Genomic DNA, 11,788 nt, shown 5'->3' on the forward strand with positions numbered 1-11,788 from the left:
ATGACCACCACGACCACCACCACCGCGAAGGCCACCGCCGCCACCGTGCTCGAGGCCAGCGGCGTCACCATGCGGTTCGGCGGACTCACCGCCGTCAAGGGTGTCGACCTGACCGTCCGCGAAGGCGAGATCGTCGGACTCATCGGCCCCAACGGCGCCGGCAAGACGACCTTCTTCAACTGCCTCACCGGGCTGTACGTCCCCACCGAGGGCAAGGTCAGCTACAAGGGCACGGTCCTGCCGCCCAAGCCGCACCTGGTCACCAAGGCCGGCGTCGCCCGCACCTTCCAGAACATCCGGCTCTTCGCCAACATGACGGTCCTCGAGAACGTCCTCGTCGGGCGTCACACCCGGACCAAGGAAGGCCTCTGGTCGGCGCTGCTGCGCGGCCCCGGCTTCAAGAAGGCCGAAGCCGCGTCGCACGCACGCGCCATGGAACTGCTCGAGTTCATCGGCCTGCAGCACAAGGCCGACCACCTCGCGCGCAACCTCCCCTACGGCGAGCAGCGCAAGCTGGAGATCGCCCGGGCGCTCGCCAGCGACCCCGGCCTGCTCCTGCTCGACGAGCCCACCGCGGGCATGAACCAGAACGAGACCCGGACCACCGAAGAGCTCATCTTCGCCATCCGGGACCAGGGCATCGCCGTCCTCGTCATCGAGCACGACATGCGCTTCATCTTCAACCTGTGCGACCGCGTCGCCGTGCTCGTCCAGGGCGAGAAGCTCGTCGAGGGCACGTCCGAGGTCGTCCAGGGCGACGAGCGCGTCGTCGCCGCCTATCTCGGTACGCCCTTCGAGGGCGCTCCGGGCGGGGAGGAGGTCGCCGAGGTCGAGGCGGCGGAGGCACAGGCGGAGGCGCAAGCCACCCCCGCGGCCGACGCACCCGAGGCCGGGAGCGACGCTCCGGACGCCGACGCCGAGGCCGAGGCTCCGGACGCCGACGCCGAGGCCGAGGCTCCGGACGCCGACTCCGACGGCGACGACGAGGGCGAGGGCGACGGCGAGACCGCCGCCGAGGCGCCCAGCACCACAGAAGGAGACTCCAAGTGACCGCACTCCTCGAGGTCAAGGACCTCAGGGTCGCCTACGGCAAGATCGAGGCCGTCAAGGGCATCTCCTTCAGCGTCGAGGCCGGCCAGGTCGTCACCCTCATCGGCACCAACGGCGCCGGCAAGACGACCACCCTGCGCACCCTTTCGGGACTCCTCAAGCCCTCCGGCGGCACGATCATGTTCGACGGGAAGCCCCTCAACGGCATCCCCGCACACAAGATCGTCGCCCTCGGCATGGCCCACTCCCCCGAAGGCCGGCACATCTTCCCCCGCCTGACCATCGCCGAGAACCTCCAGCTCGGAGCGTTTCTGCGGAGTGACAAGGACGGCATCGAGCGGGACATCCAGCGCGCCTACGACCTCTTCCCGATCCTGGGAGAGCGCCGCAAGCAGGCCGCCGGCACCCTCTCCGGCGGCGAGCAGCAGATGCTCGCCATGGGCAGGGCGCTGATGTCCCAGCCCAAGCTGCTGATGCTGGACGAGCCCTCGATGGGCCTCTCCCCGATCATGATGCAGAAGATCATGGAGACCATCGCGGCGCTCAAGGCGGACGGCACCACGATCCTGCTGGTCGAGCAGAACGCCCAGGCGGCGCTCTCGCTCGCCGACCAGGCGTACGTCCTGGAGGTCGGCACGATCAAGCTGTCCGGTCCCGGCCAGGAACTGCTGCACAACGACGAGGTCCGCAAGACATATCTCGGCGAGGACTGAGCAGCCCCTGTACGAGGAGGCCCGCCCCACAACGTAGTGGGGCGGGCCTTCTCACGTACGGGCGCCGGCGGGGGCGGCTACTGGCCCTTCGCGGCCTTCTTCTCCTCGGCGTCCTCGATGACCGCCTCGGCGACCTGCTGCATCGACATGCGCCGGTCCATCGACGTCTTCTGGATCCAGCGGAACGCGGCCGGCTCGCTCAGTCCGTACTGCGTCTGCAGAATGCTCTTGGCCCGGTCGACGAGCTTGCGGGTCTCCAGCCGCTGGGAGAGGTCGGCGACCTCCTGCTCCAGCGCCTTCAGCTCCGCGAACCGCGACACGGCCATCTCGATGGCCGGTACGACATCGCTCTTGCTGAAGGGCTTCACCAGGTACGCCATGGCTCCGGCGTCCCGGGCACGCTCGACGAGGTCGCGCTGCGAGAAGGCGGTGAGCATCAGCACCGGGGCGATGGACTCACCGGCGATCTTCTCGGCGGCGGAGATCCCGTCGAGGACGGGCATCTTCACATCGAGGATGACCAGGTCGGGCCGGTGCTCCCGGGCGAGCTCGACAGCCCGCGCACCGTCACCGGCCTCGCCGACGACCGAGTAGCCCTCTTCCTCGAGCATCTCTTTGAGGTCGAGGCGGATGAGGGCCTCGTCCTCGGCGATGACGACACGGGTCGTCAGCGGCGGGACGTGCGACTGGTCGTCGTCGGCGGCGGGCTGGGGCGACTCGGGGGCGGTCACGGGGGCTCCTCGTTCCACGGCAGATACAGCTCCCCATGAGCCTACCCACCTCCTGTAAGGTAGTTCCGCACAGGGTTCCCTTGGCCCTTTCTTTCGTAGGCCCCAGTACTCCAACTGGTCAGAGAGGCCGCTCTCAAACAGCGGACAGTGTGGGTTCGAATCCCACCTGGGGCACTTTTACTTCGATTCCATGGTCACGCGATGCGTGCCCCACGGTCGCCCGTCCGAGCGTTGTTCCGCCCGAGCGGCCCCGCACCCGCCCTGCCTCTGCGGCTATTTCGGGCTGTCGTCCTCGCCGATGTGGTGGACGCGGACCAGGTTGGTGGAGCCCGCCACCCCGGGCGGGGAGCCGGCGGTGATCACCACGATGTCACCCTTCCGGCAGCGGCCGATCCTCAGCAGCTCCTCGTCGACCTGGGCGACCATCGCGTCCGTGGAGTCCACGTGGGGGCCGAGGAAGGTCTCCACTCCCCAGGTGAGGTTCAGCTGGGAGCGGGTGGCGGCGTCGGGGGTGAAGGCGAGCAGCGGGATGGGTGAACGGTAGCGGGAGAGCCGCTTGACCGTGTCGCCGGACTGGGTGAAGGCGACGAGGAACTTCGCGCCGAGGAAGTCGCCGATCTCGGCGGCGGCGCGGGCGACGGCGCCGCCCTGGGTGCGGGGCTTGTTCCGGTCGGTCAGGGGCGGGAGGCCCTTGTCGAGGACGTCCTCCTCGGCCGCTTCGACGATGCGGCTCATCGTCCTGACGGTCTCGACGGGGTACTTGCCGACGCTGGTCTCCCCGGAGAGCATCACGGCGTCGGTGCCGTCGATGACGGCGTTCGCAACGTCGGAGGCCTCGGCGCGCGTGGGACGGGAGTTGTCGATCATCGAGTCGAGCATCTGGGTGGCGACGATGACCGGCTTGGCGTTGCGCTTGGCGAGCTTGATGGCGCGCTTCTGGACGATCGGGACCTGCTCCAGCGGCATTTCGACGCCGAGGTCGCCGCGGGCGACCATGATGCCGTCGAAGGTGGCGACGATGTCGTCGATGTTCTCGACGGCCTGGGGCTTCTCGATCTTGGCGATGACGGGGAGGCGGCGGCCTTCCTCGTCCATGATGCGGTGGACGTCCTCGATGTCGCGTCCGCTGCGGACGAAGGAGAGGGCGATGACATCGGCGCCGGTGCGCAGCGCCCAGCGGAGGTCCTCGACGTCCTTTTCGGAGAGGGCGGGGACGGAGACCGCGACGCCGGGGAGGTTCAGGCCCTTGTGGTCGGAGACCATGCCGCCCTCGATGACGGTCGTGTGGACGCGGGGTCCGTCGACCTCGGTGACTTCGAGGGCCACACGGCCGTCGTCGACGAGGATGCGCTCGCCGACGGTGACGTCGTCGGCGAGGCCGGCGTAGGTGGTACCGCAGGTGTGGCGGTCGCCGTCCACGGGCTCGACGGTGAGGGTGAAGGTGTCACCGCGTTCAAGGAGTACGGGTCCTTCGGCGAAGCGGCCGAGACGGATCTTCGGGCCTTGAAGGTCGGCGAGGACGCCGACGCTGCGGCCGATTTCGTCGGAGGCCTTGCGTACGCGCTGACAGCGTTCCTCGTGGTCGGCGTAGGTGCCGTGGCTGAGGTTGAGGCGGGCGACGTCCATTCCGGCTTCGACCAGTGCCTTGATCTGGTCGTATGTGTCGGTGGCGGGGCCCAGGGTGCAGACGATTTTTGCTCGGCGCATGGTGTGAGCCTAGGCCTTACCGGTGGGTAGAGAATTGGTCACGCATGACTACTCAACAACCTTTCGGTGAAGGGTTATTGACAAGTGTTGAATTGTGCGCAGGGTCGCTCCGATGAGCGGGATCGAGGGCCCGGACCGCTCAGGCGAGATAGCCGCTGAGGGCGCGCAGCCGGGAGGGGTGGCGGAGCTTGGACATGGTCTTGGCCTCTATCTGCCGGATGCGCTCACGGGTCACGCCGTAGACCCTGCCGATCTCTTCGAGGGTGCGCGGGTCGTCGCCGTCGAGTCCGTACCGCAGGGTGATGACACCGGCCTCGCGCTCGGTGAACTTGGCGAGGATCGAGCGGAGTTGGGACCTGAGGAGGTCCGCGCCGACGATGTCTTCCGGAGCGGGGGCAGCGGAGTCCCTGATGACGTCTCCGAGTTCGGCGCCGATGCCACCGTCGCCGTCGCCGAGAGGGGTGTGGAGGGAAACGGGGGTGCGGTCGTAGCCCTTCACCTGGACGATCCGCTCGACCGTGACGTCGAGGGCGGCGGCGAGTTCCTCGACCGTGGGCTCGCGGTCGAGCGTCGCGGCCAGCTCCCGCCGGGTCCGGGCGAGGCGGTTGATCTCCTCGACCATGTGGACGGGGACGCGGATGGTGCGGGACTGGTCGGCGAGGGCGCGTCCGATGCCCTGCTTGATCCACCAGGTGGCGTAGGTGGACAGCTTGAACCCCTTGGTGGGGTCGAACTTCTCGATGGCGCGGAGCAGGCCGAGGTTGCCCTCCTGGACGAGGTCGAGGAAGAGCATTCCTCGGCCGGTGTAGCGCTTGGCGATGGAGACGACGAGGCGGAGGTTGGCCTCCAGCATGTGGTTCTTGGCGCGGCGGCCGTCGAGGGAGACGCGCTCCAGCTCGGCGTCGGGGAGACCGGCGGCGGCGATCTCCGCCTCCGCGGCGAGACCCGCCCGGACGCGGTGGCCGAGGCGCACTTCCTGTTCCGCGGTGAGGAGGGGGATGCGGGCGATCTGACGGAGGTAGTCGCGGACCTGGTCGGTCTCGTGCGAGGAGCGCGTGAGCGTGGGCAAGGAGGTGGGCCTCTCGGTCGGGTTCAGCTGGTTTTTGTGATGGACCTAAAGTTAGGTCGGACCTATGCTCTAGGTCAAGCATAGATTTAGGTTCGACCTATGAGAGGGTGGTTTCATGAGCGCACCGACCCTGCGGGAGCAGAAGAAGCGACAGACCCGGCAGGCGATCTCCGACGCGGCGACGGGCCTGTTCATCGAGCGGGGCTTCGACCAGGTCACGATCGCGGACGTCGCGGCTGCGGCGGGCGTGGCGAAGATGACGGTCACGAACTACTACCCGCGCAAGGAGGACCTCGTCCTCGACCTGAGCGAGGAGTTCGTCTCCGGTCCGGCACGGGTGGTGGCGGCGGCGCGGACCGGGGGCGTGTCTCCCGTGGAGGCGCTGCGGGAGGACTATCTGGCGGCGGTACGGCGCCGGGACCCGGTTATCGGATTCGCGCCGGAGCCGTTCGCGCGGATGCTGACGGAGAGTCCCGTACTGCTGGCGCGGCTGCGGGAGTTCCACGAGCAGCGGGAGGCTGCGGTGGCATCCGTCCTGGCGGAGGACTGGCCCCCCGGCGACATCACCCCCCTGGCGGAGGCGGCACGCCTGGGCGGGGCGCTGCGGGTGCTGTTCGGGCGGCTGCTGGAGCGGGTGCTGTCGGGGGCGCCGGCGGAGGAGACGGCGAAGGCGCACGAGGAGGAGGCGGAGAGGGTGTTCGGGCTGCTGCGGTGAGGGGGCCCGGGCCTTGGGCGGCCGGCCGGGCGGGAGGCTGCGGGGCGCTTGATCCCACACCCCGCCCCTTCCCGAAACCCTGCCGGGGGCGAGGGACGGGCCCGGGGCCAGGGCGCCTGGGCGGCGGCTTCGCGCCGCTCAGGCGAGCAGGTACCGGCTCCGGGGCGGGCGGCTCCCCCGGCCCCGGGCGGGTGCCGGCCGCGCTCGCGCACAGTGCCCCAGGCCCTCTCGTCGCACGTCACAATGTCGGTGGGGCCATCGTGAAGCGGGCGTTCACCTGGGCATAGACCGTTTGGCGTTGGGGTTCCAGGTCCAAGGGGGGCGGGGCGTCCGCGGATTCTGCCGCGTAGGCCATGCGGAGGGTGCCGGGGGCGGGGGGCATCCCGCCGTAGGCCCCGGCGTTTTCGGCGCCGAGGTCGGCCAGTTCCACCAGGGCCGCGAGGTGGGTGCCGAGGGCCTCGGCGTATTCGCGGGCTCGCTGGACCGCCTCCTTCACGGCCTGGCGGCGGGCCTCGCCGTGCGCCGGGGAGTCGGGGCGCAGGGACCACCAGGGGCCGTCGACGCGGGTGAGTTCGAGGTCGGCGAGGCGGGTCGTCAGTTCGCCGAGGGCGGTGAAGTCGGCCAGCTCGGCCGTGAGGTGGACGCGCCCGTGGTACGCGCGGACGCGTTCCGCGCGGCCGTGCCGGGTCAGCTCCGGACTGATGGAGAACGCCCCGGTTTCCAGCTTCTCGACCGATTCGCCGTACGACTTGATGAGGTCGACGACCTCCGTGTTGCGCCGGGTCAGGTCGTCGAGCGCGGAACGCCGGTCGGTGCCGCGCGCGCTGACCGTGACGCCGATGCGGGCGATCTCCGGGTCGAACTCCAGCCGGGCTTCGCCCAGTACGGCGACGCGCGGTGCCTCGGGGGTGCCGTACGGGACGGCGGCGGGGGTCGGTTCTTCGGTGGTCACGACGGGCTCCCTCGTACGGCGGCGGCAGTGACGGCGACTCTCTCGGAACACTCTCGCACCGGAATGGCCGTCAGGGGTGTTGCCCGGAGGGTCCCGTGGGCCAGAATCTACGCGCGTTGTGCACTACTGAACCAAGGAGATCAGATGCCGCTGAACCGCAGGACGTTCCTGGAGGGATCGGTCGTCGCCGGAGCCGGCGCCGCCCTCACCGGAGGGCTCGCCGCCCCCGCGCAGGCCGGCACCGTGCCGGCCACCACCGGACGTCCGCCGAAGCGGTACGCGTTCACCGTCATGGGGACGACCGATCTGCACGGAAACGTCTTCAACTGGGACTACTTCACGGACCGGGAGTTCGACGACAAGAGCCACAACGACGTCGGCCTGGCCAAGATCTCGACGCTGGTGAACCAGGTGCGGAAGGAGAAGGGGGCCCGCAACACCCTCCTCATCGACGCCGGCGACACCATCCAGGGCACCCAGCTGTCGTACTACTACGCCAAGGTCGACCCGATCACCGCCGCACGCGGCCCGGTCCACCCCATGGCACAGGCCATGAACGCCATCGGCTACGACGCCGCCGCGCTCGGCAACCACGAGTTCAACTACGGCATTCCGGTGCTGCGGAAGTTCGAGGAGCAGTGCGACTTCCCGCTGCTCGGCGCCAACGCCCTGGACGCGAAGACACTGCGGCCGGCCTTCCGCCCGTACAGCATGCACCGGCTGTGCACGCCGCACGGCCGCGATGTGCGGGTCGCGATACTCGGCCTGACGAACCCCGGCATCGCGATCTGGGACAAGCAGAACGTCAGCGGCAAGATGGTGTTCCCCGGCCTCGAGGAGCAGGCCGCGAAGTGGGTGCCGAAGCTGCGCTCCATGGGCGCCGATGTGGTGATCGTGTCGGCGCACAGCGGGTCCAGCGGCACGTCGTCGTACGGCGACCAGCTGCCGTACATCGAGAACGCGGCCGCGCTCGTCGCCGAGCAGGTGCCGGGCATCGACGCGATCCTCGTGGGCCACGCGCACACGGAGATCCCCGAGTACCGGGTGACCAACAAGGAGACGGGCAAGGACGTCGTGCTGTCCGAGCCGCTGAAGTGGGGGCAGCGGCTGACGCTGTTCGACTTCGAGCTGGTGTGGGGCAAGGGCCGCTGGACCGTCGAGAAGGTCGGCGCGAAGGTCCTCAACTCCAACACGGTGCCGGAGGACCCGAAGGTCGTACGGCTCCTGGAGGACGAGCACACGAAGGTCGTCGCGTACGTCAACCAGGCGATCGGGACGTCGACGGCGTCGATGACCACGGCCGAGGCGGCCTGGAAGGACGAGCCGATCATCGATCTGATCAACCACGTCCAGGCGGAGACCGTGAAGGCGGCCCTGGCCGGCGGCCCGTACGCGGCGCTGCCGGTGCTCTCCCAGGCGTCCTGCTTCTCCCGTACGGCGGCGATTCCGGCCGGGCAGGTCACCATCAAGGACGCGGCGGGTCTGTACCCGTTCGAGAACACGCTGGAGGCACGGCTGCTGACCGGCGCCCAGCTGAAGGCGTACCTGGAGTACTCGGCGAAGTACTACGTCCGGACCGCGCCGGGCGCGCCGGTGGACACGGCGAAGCTCACCAACGCCGAGAACACTCCCGACTACAACTACGACGCCGTGTCCGGGCTGACGTACACGATCGACATCGCCAAGCCGGCCGGTTCCCGGATCGTGGACCTGTCCTTCCAAGGGAAGCCGATCGACCCGGCCGCGCAGTTCGTGCTGGCGGTCAACAACTACCGGGCGAGTGGCGGCGGAGCGTTTCCGCATGTCGCGTCCGCCCCGCAGCTGTGGGCCAACTCGGACGAGATCCGCAACACCATCATCCAGTGGGTGCGGGCGAAGGGGACGGTCGACCCGGCGCAGTTCGCGTCGGTGGACTGGAAGCTGACGCGGGACGGGGTTCCGGTCTTCTAGGGAGTGTCCTCCGGAGCTTCAGAGGTTCTGTGCGAGAGGCGTCAGCTCCGGGCCCCGGGCCGGGACGCGCGGCGCCTCTCGCCGCTCCAGGCCGAAGGTGGTGAAGGCGGTGCGCCGGGGCAGGGGGTAGGGCTCCTTGCCGGTGAGGGAGTTGAGGATGGCGGCGCTGCGCCAGGCGGCGAGGCCGAGGTCGGGGGCGCCGACGCCATGAGTGTGCTTCTCGGCGTTCTGTACGTACACGGAGCCGATGACGGAGCTGTCGAGGACAAGCCGGAACTCGCTGTCGATGCGCGGGCGCCCGGAGGAGTCACGGCGGACGTACGGGTCGAGGCCGGCGAGCATCCGGTCGAGGGGGCGTTCCCGGTAGCCGGTGGCGAGGACGACGGCGTCGGTGGTGAGGCGGGAGCGGGTGGCCTGCTGGACGTGTTCCAGATGCAGTTCGACCTTGGTGGTGGCGACCCGTCCCGCGGTACGGACGCGGACGCCGGGGGTGAGGACCGCGTCGGGCCAGCCGCCGTGCAGGGTGCGGCGGTAGAGCTCGTCGTGGATGGCGGCGATGGTGTCGGTGTCGATGCCCTTGTGGAGCTGCCACTGGCGGGGCACGAGTCCGTCGCGTACGGATTCGGGCAGGGCGTGGAAGTAGCGGGTGTAGTCGGGGGTGAAGTGCTCCAGGCCGAGCTTGGAGTACTCCATGGGCGCGAAGGCCTCCGTGCGGGCCAGCCAGTGGATCTTCTCGGCTCCGGCGGGGCGGGCGCGCAGCAGGTCGAGGAAGATCTCGGCGCCCGACTGGCCCGAGCCGATGACCGTGATGTGCTCGGCGGCGAGGAGCCGCTCGCGGTGGGCGAGATAGTCGGCGGAGTGGATGACCGGGACGGTCGGCGCGTCGGCGAGCGGCCGCAGGGGTTCGGGGACGTACGGCTCGGTGCCGACGCCGAGGGCGATGTGCCGGGTGTGGGCGCGGCCCAGAGCCTCGGCCTCGCCGGCCGCGTCGAGCTGGGTGAAGTCGACTTCGAAGAGGTCGCGCTCGGGGTTCCAGCGGACGGCGTCGACCTGGTGGCCGAAGTGCAGTCCGGGGAGCTGGTCGCTGACCCATCGGCAGTAGGCGTCGTACTCGGCGCGCTGGATGTGGAACTTCTCGGCGAAGTAGAAGGGGAAGAGCCGGTCGCGGGACCGGAGGTAACTGAGGAACGACCAGGGGCTGGCGGGGTCGGCCAGGGTCACCAGGTCGGCGAGGAAGGGGACTTGGAGGGTGGCGCCCTCGATGAGGAGACCGGGGTGCCAGTGGAAGGCGGGGCGCTGCTCGTAGAAGGCGGCGGCGAGGCCGCCGGGGACGCCGTGGGCGAGGGCGGCGAGCGAGAGGTTGAACGGGCCGATGCCGATGCCCACCAGGTCGTGGGGCTGGTCGATGTCGTGCTGGGGTGTGCCGGTCATCGGACGGTACTGCCTTCCACGAGGGTGATGATCTCTTCGAGGTCGCCGGGGGTGGCGTGGGGGTTGAGCAGGGTCGCCTTGAGCCAGAGGCGGCCGTCGGCGCGGGCCCGGCCGAGGACGGCACGGCCTTCGGTGAGCAGGGTGCGGCGGATCGCCGCGACGGTGTCGTCGCCCGCGCCGGCGGGCCGGAACAGAACGGTGGTGAGGGTGGGCCGTTCGTACAGCTCGAGGGCGGGGGCCTTGTCCACGAGGTCGGCGAGGTGCTGGGCGGCGGCGACGACCTGGTCGACGAGGCCGGCGAGGCCGGTGCGGCCGAGGGCCCGCAGGGTGACGGCGGTCTTGAGGATGTCGGGCCTGCGGGTGGTGCGGAGGGAACGGCCCAGGAGGTCGGGGAGGCCGGCCTCGGTGTCGTCGTCGGCGTTGAGGTAGTCGGCGGTGTGGCCCAGGGGGGCGAGGCGGCTGGTGTCCGCGACCGCGAGGAGACCGGCGGCGGCCGGTTGCCAGCCCAGTTTGTGCAGGTCGAGGGTGACCGACCGGGCGCGGTCGAGTCCGGCGAGCAGGGCCCGGTGCGTGGGCGAGAAGAGGACCGGGCCTCCGTAGGCGGCGTCGACGTGGAGTTCGGCGCCGTGGCGGTCGCAGAGGTCGGCGATCTCGGGGAGGGGGTCGATGCGACCGGTGTCGGTGGTGCCCGCGGTGGCGGTGACGAGGACGGGGCCGGCCAGTCCGGCGAGGGCGTCGTCGAGCGCCGCGAGGCCGAGGGTGCCGTCGGGGGTGGGGACGGTGACCGGTTCGGGCAGTCCGAGGAGCCAGGCGGCGCGGTGGACGGAGTGGTGGGTGTGGGCGCCGCACACGACCGTGACGGGGCCGTGGCGTTCGCGGGCGAGGAGCAGCGCGAGCTGGTTGGACTCGGTGCCCCCGGTGGTGACGAGGGCGTCGGGGTGGTCCGCCCCCGGATAGACCTCGGCGGCGAGTGTCCTGGTCACGAGGGCTTCGAGGGCCGAGGCGGCGGGGGCCTGGTCCCAGGAGTCCATGGACGGGTTGAGCGCGGAGGCCGCGAGGTCGGCGGCGGCGGAGAGCGCGAGCGGCGGTGTGTGGAGGTGCGCGGCGCACAGCGGGTCCGCGGGGTCGGCGGCGCCTTCCGCCAGCGCGGTGACGAGCGCACGGAGGGCTTCCTCGGCGCCCGTTCCCGTATCGGGGAGCACGGGCCCGAGCGCGGTCCGCAGCCGTTCGCCGACCACGCCGGGGCCCCCGGCGGGCAGTGGCCCGCCGCGCCGCTCGGCCCCGGCGCGCAGCGCGTCGAGCACGGTGCCGAGCAGGGGCCGGAGCGCGTCGGACCCTGCGGGGCCTCCGGCGAGGGGCGGGGTGTGCATGACACCACCCTGCCGGGGGTTCGGTGGGTATGTCCCCCGAGCGCCCGAGGGCAACCCGAAAGGGGGACAGGGGTGTTGCGTGGGACGGCGCCGTGGTGCT

General features: G+C 70.5%; 9 protein-coding genes, 1 tRNA gene and 1 pseudogene. 5 read left to right on the top strand and 6 right to left on the bottom strand.

The window, feature by feature from the left end; all coding sequences use genetic code 11:
* Together ACZ5VC_RS01035 and ACZ5VC_RS01040 are read left to right on the top strand one after the other, a co-directional pair.
* On the top strand, nucleotides 1-1,050 hold the full coding sequence (locus tag ACZ5VC_RS01035; RefSeq protein WP_469118894.1) for an ABC transporter ATP-binding protein: 1,050 nt from the start codon (nucleotides 1-3) through the stop codon (nucleotides 1,048-1,050).
* Nucleotides 1,047-1,763: an ABC transporter ATP-binding protein gene (locus ACZ5VC_RS01040; RefSeq protein ID WP_469118027.1), complete on the top strand. Its 717-nt coding sequence runs from the start codon at nucleotides 1,047-1,049 to the stop codon at nucleotides 1,761-1,763. The genes ACZ5VC_RS01035 and ACZ5VC_RS01040 overlap by 4 nt, the downstream gene beginning before the upstream one ends.
* A gap of 77 nt (nucleotides 1,764-1,840) precedes the next feature.
* On the opposite strand, the gene ACZ5VC_RS01045 is transcribed toward ACZ5VC_RS01040, so the two are convergent.
* Entirely contained in the window at nucleotides 1,841-2,494 is a 654-nt protein-coding gene (locus ACZ5VC_RS01045; RefSeq protein WP_469118028.1) for an ANTAR domain-containing response regulator, read from the bottom strand.
* Nucleotides 2,495-2,593: 99 nt separating this feature from the next.
* On the opposite strand from ACZ5VC_RS01045, the gene ACZ5VC_RS01050 reads away from it, so the two are divergent.
* Nucleotides 2,594-2,668, top strand: a tRNA-Leu gene (locus tag ACZ5VC_RS01050).
* 99 nt (nucleotides 2,669-2,767) lie between these two features.
* Here the strand turns inward: ACZ5VC_RS01050 and pyk are convergent.
* Nucleotides 2,768-4,201 carry a pyruvate kinase gene (gene pyk, locus ACZ5VC_RS01055; RefSeq protein WP_469118029.1) on the bottom strand — a complete coding sequence of 478 codons (1,434 nt, stop codon included), beginning with the start codon at nucleotides 4,199-4,201 and terminating at the stop codon, nucleotides 2,768-2,770.
* A gap of 139 nt (nucleotides 4,202-4,340) precedes the next feature.
* A pseudogene (locus tag ACZ5VC_RS01060) lies at nucleotides 4,341-5,237 on the bottom strand (RNA polymerase sigma factor); the annotation flags it as partial.
* Between the two features lie 148 nt (nucleotides 5,238-5,385).
* Between ACZ5VC_RS01060 and ACZ5VC_RS01065 the strand changes: the two are divergent.
* The gene (locus ACZ5VC_RS01065; protein WP_469118030.1) at nucleotides 5,386-5,985 is read left to right on the top strand and encodes a TetR/AcrR family transcriptional regulator; all 600 of its coding nucleotides are present in this window, start codon (nucleotides 5,386-5,388) and stop codon (nucleotides 5,983-5,985) included.
* A 238-nt stretch (nucleotides 5,986-6,223) separates the two neighbouring features.
* Here the strand turns inward: ACZ5VC_RS01065 and ACZ5VC_RS01070 are convergent, their stop codons facing one another.
* Complete coding sequence (locus ACZ5VC_RS01070) at nucleotides 6,224-6,937, bottom strand: SIMPL domain-containing protein (RefSeq protein ID WP_469118031.1); 714 nt, start codon at nucleotides 6,935-6,937, stop codon at nucleotides 6,224-6,226.
* A 144-nt stretch (nucleotides 6,938-7,081) separates the two neighbouring features.
* On the opposite strand from ACZ5VC_RS01070, the gene ACZ5VC_RS01075 reads away from it, so the two are divergent.
* Nucleotides 7,082-8,887: a bifunctional metallophosphatase/5'-nucleotidase gene (locus ACZ5VC_RS01075; RefSeq protein ID WP_469118032.1), complete on the top strand. Its 1,806-nt coding sequence runs from the start codon at nucleotides 7,082-7,084 to the stop codon at nucleotides 8,885-8,887.
* A gap of 18 nt (nucleotides 8,888-8,905) precedes the next feature.
* Here the strand turns inward: ACZ5VC_RS01075 and ACZ5VC_RS01080 are convergent, their stop codons facing one another.
* Nucleotides 8,906-10,318, bottom strand: a complete 1,413-nt coding sequence (locus tag ACZ5VC_RS01080; RefSeq protein ID WP_469118033.1) for a lysine N(6)-hydroxylase/L-ornithine N(5)-oxygenase family protein — start codon at nucleotides 10,316-10,318, stop codon at nucleotides 8,906-8,908.
* Nucleotides 10,315-11,688: a pyridoxal phosphate-dependent decarboxylase family protein gene (locus ACZ5VC_RS01085; RefSeq protein ID WP_469118034.1), complete on the bottom strand. Its 1,374-nt coding sequence runs from the start codon at nucleotides 11,686-11,688 to the stop codon at nucleotides 10,315-10,317. The genes ACZ5VC_RS01080 and ACZ5VC_RS01085 overlap by 4 nt, the downstream gene beginning before the upstream one ends.
* Between the last annotated feature and the right edge of the window lie 100 nt (nucleotides 11,689-11,788).

Source organism: Streptomyces sp. NPDC033174 (assembly GCF_055577795.1).

Bases quoted from the DNA above. Each gene is read 5' to 3' on its own strand.
- ACZ5VC_RS01035 (WP_469118894.1), top strand. From the start codon at position 1: ATGACCACCACGACCACCACCACCGCGAAGGCCACCGCCGCCACCGTG.
- ACZ5VC_RS01085 (WP_469118034.1), bottom strand. From the start codon at position 11,688: ATGCACACCCCGCCCCTCGCCGGAGGCCCCGCAGGGTCCGACGCGCTC.
- ACZ5VC_RS01075 (WP_469118032.1), top strand. From the start codon at position 7,082: ATGCCGCTGAACCGCAGGACGTTCCTGGAGGGATCGGTCGTCGCCGGA.
- ACZ5VC_RS01065 (WP_469118030.1), top strand. From the start codon at position 5,386: ATGAGCGCACCGACCCTGCGGGAGCAGAAGAAGCGACAGACCCGGCAG.
- ACZ5VC_RS01080 (WP_469118033.1), bottom strand. From the start codon at position 10,318: ATGACCGGCACACCCCAGCACGACATCGACCAGCCCCACGACCTGGTG.
- pyk (WP_469118029.1), bottom strand. From the start codon at position 4,201: ATGCGCCGAGCAAAAATCGTCTGCACCCTGGGCCCCGCCACCGACACA.